General features: G+C 31.1%; 2 protein-coding genes. Both read left to right on the forward strand.

Going from position 1 to position 2945, the window contains the following annotated elements:
- Positions 1 to 87 precede the first annotated feature (87 nt).
- Positions 88 to 1047, forward strand: a complete 960-nt coding sequence (locus Q0C58_RS09280) for an alpha/beta fold hydrolase (protein WP_290700489.1) — start codon at positions 88 to 90, stop codon at positions 1045 to 1047.
- Between the two features lie 92 nt (positions 1048 to 1139).
- Complete coding sequence (locus tag Q0C58_RS09285) at positions 1140 to 2678, forward strand: YifB family Mg chelatase-like AAA ATPase (protein WP_290700492.1); 1539 nt, start codon at positions 1140 to 1142, stop codon at positions 2676 to 2678.
- Positions 2679 to 2945: the final 267 nt, after the last annotated feature.

Here is a 2945-nt window from a genome sequence, read left to right on the forward strand (position 1 = left end):
TTCAGTTTTAAAACTGAAAGGTTTTTTTGTTACTTATCTTTGTATTCACATTTCAATATTAAAAGTCCTTTTAAAACAGCAAACTAAATGCCAATACTAAGCACAACATACAAGCCCAAGTTTATCTTTAGAAATGGGCATTTATCGACCATTTATTCTGGACTATTAAGAAAAGTTGAAGGCGTTACCCAAAAGCGAGAGCGTTTAACGTTACCAGATAACGATTTTTTAGATTTAGATTGGAGTTATACAACCAAGAAAACAAACCAATTACTAATCGTTTTACATGGCTTAGAAGGTAATGCACAACGTCATTATATGTTAGGTGCTGTAAAAATGGCGAATCAAAACAATATAGATGCGGTTTGTGTTAATTTTAGAAGCTGTAGTGGAGAGGTTAATAAAAGTTTTCAATCGTATCATTCTGGTAAAACAGACGATTTAGCTTCGGTTATAAAATACATTACAGATCACTTGCATTACAACACTATTTTCTTAAAAGGGTTTAGCCTTGGCGGAAACGTGATTTTAAAATATTTAGGTAAAAATATTGAGATTCCTAAACAAATAAAAGGAGCTGTAACGGTTTCTGTACCTGTGTATTTAAAAGGATCTTTAGAAAAATTAATGTCTTCTGAAAATTACATGTATTCTAAAAAATTTTTAAAAAACTTAAGAAAGAAACTTAAGGACAAACAACAATTATTTCCGGAGAAGATTAAAAATGAAGATTTTAAAAACATCAAAACCTTAAAAGATTTTGATGATGTTTATACGTCTAAAGCACATGGTTTTATTGATGCTTACGACTATTATAAAAAATCGAGTAGTCTTCAGTTTTTAGAAAACATAAAAATACCAACCTTATTAATTAATGCACAAAACGATTCTTTTTTATCAAAAGAATGTTACCCAATAGAAGCAGCAAAACAGAATTCTAATTTATATTTAGAAATGCCCAAGTATGGAGGACATGTTGGTTTTTTTGATTCTAAAAATGTTTATTATTCCGAAAAAAGAATGCTAGAGTTTATAAGTGATTTATAAGTTTTTGAAGCACCTAATATTCTAATTTTCTTAGTTTTAGAGATTAATAATCCTCTAATTTTCCTACATTTAGTCTCTAAAACTAACCATTTATGCTTAAAAAAGTATTTGCAAGTGCTGTATTTGGAGTCGAAGCTTCCACAATAACCGTAGAAGTAAATGTCGATTCGGGAATAGGTTATCACTTAGTTGGTTTGCCAGATAATGCTATAAAAGAAAGTAACTATCGTATTGCTGCTGCATTACAAAACAATGGTTACAAAATTCCTGGTAAAAAAATTATTATAAACATGTCTCCTGCAGATTTAAGAAAGGAAGGCAGTGCCTACGACTTAACATTAGCAGTTGGTATTCTTGTTGCTACCAAGCAAATTCAAGCCGAAGATTTAGAAGACTATCTAATTATGGGAGAATTGTCTCTAGATGGTAGTTTACAACCAATAAAAGGCGCTTTGCCAATTGCAATAAAAGCAAAAGAAGAAGGTTTTAAAGGTTTTATTTTACCAAAACAAAATGCTAAAGAGGCAGCCATTGTTAGTGATTTTAAAGTTTTTGGAATAGATAATATAAAGCAGGTTATTAATTTTTTCGATAAAGGTGAAAAAATAGAGCAGACCATAATAAACACACGCGAAGAATTTTATAAAAATCTTGACTATCCAGATTTTGATTTTGCAGACGTAAAAGGACAAGAAGGTATAAAACGTTGTATGGAAATTGCTGCAGCTGGAGGACATAATATTATTCTGGTTGGTCCTCCAGGAGCAGGAAAAACCATGTTAGCAAAGCGTTTGCCAAGTATTTTACCGCCAATGTCTTTAAAAGAAGCTTTAGAAACTACTAAAATTCATTCTGTGGTTGGTCGTGTAAAAGCAGATTCTGGATTAATGTCTCAGCGTCCTTTTAGAAGTCCACACCATACAATTTCTAATGTAGCACTTGTAGGAGGAGGCAGTTATCCACAACCTGGAGAAATCTCCTTATGCCATAATGGTGTTTTATTTTTAGATGAATTGCCCGAATTTAAACGCGAAGTGCTAGAAGTTATGCGACAGCCTTTAGAAGATAGAGAGGTTACCATTTCTAGGGCAAAATTTACAGTTACATATCCATCGTCTTTTATGTTGGTTGCGAGTATGAATCCTAGTCCTAGTGGTTATTTTAACGATCCAGATTCGCCAATAACATCTAGTCCTGCAGAAATGCAACGTTATTTAAGTAAAATTTCTGGACCATTATTAGATAGAATAGATATTCATATAGAAGTAACACCTGTACCTTTTGATAAATTGTCCGACGAGCGTAAAGGTGAATCTTCAATAGAGATTAGAAAACGAGTTACAGCAGCAAGAGAAAAACAAACTGAACGCTTTGCAGAGTCGGAAACTGTACATTATAACGCCCAAATGCATGTAAAACAAATTAGAACACATTGCAAGTTAGACGATGCATCTAAAACACTCTTAAAAACAGCAATGGAACGTTTAAATTTATCTGCTAGAGCTTACGATCGTATTTTAAAGGTATCAAGAACTATTGCAGATTTAGAAGATAGTAAAGAAATTAATGGTAGTCATATTAGTGAAGCCATTCAATATAGAAGTTTAGATAGAGAAGGTTGGTTAGGATAGTTTCTAGTAGTTAGTATTAAAGTTATTAGTTTAGACTATTAACCTTAAGTTTAGTCCAAATAAATAAATATAAAACACTTTTTTAGTATATTAACGTCTAAAAAAGATTTTTTTCTTTAAATTTAAAAACTATTAAATTGTATATCCGTAAATACTAATAATTGATAATTTTTCATTATCTTAATAAAAAAATACAGTTATAAATATTTTCAGTTTTACATCAGAATTTGATAGCGAATAATCCTGCCGTACTCACTTTAAAGAGGA

Origin of the sequence: Lacinutrix sp. (assembly GCF_023299985.1) — a bacterium.
In the GTDB taxonomy this organism is placed as follows: domain Bacteria; phylum Bacteroidota; class Bacteroidia; order Flavobacteriales; family Flavobacteriaceae; genus Lacinutrix.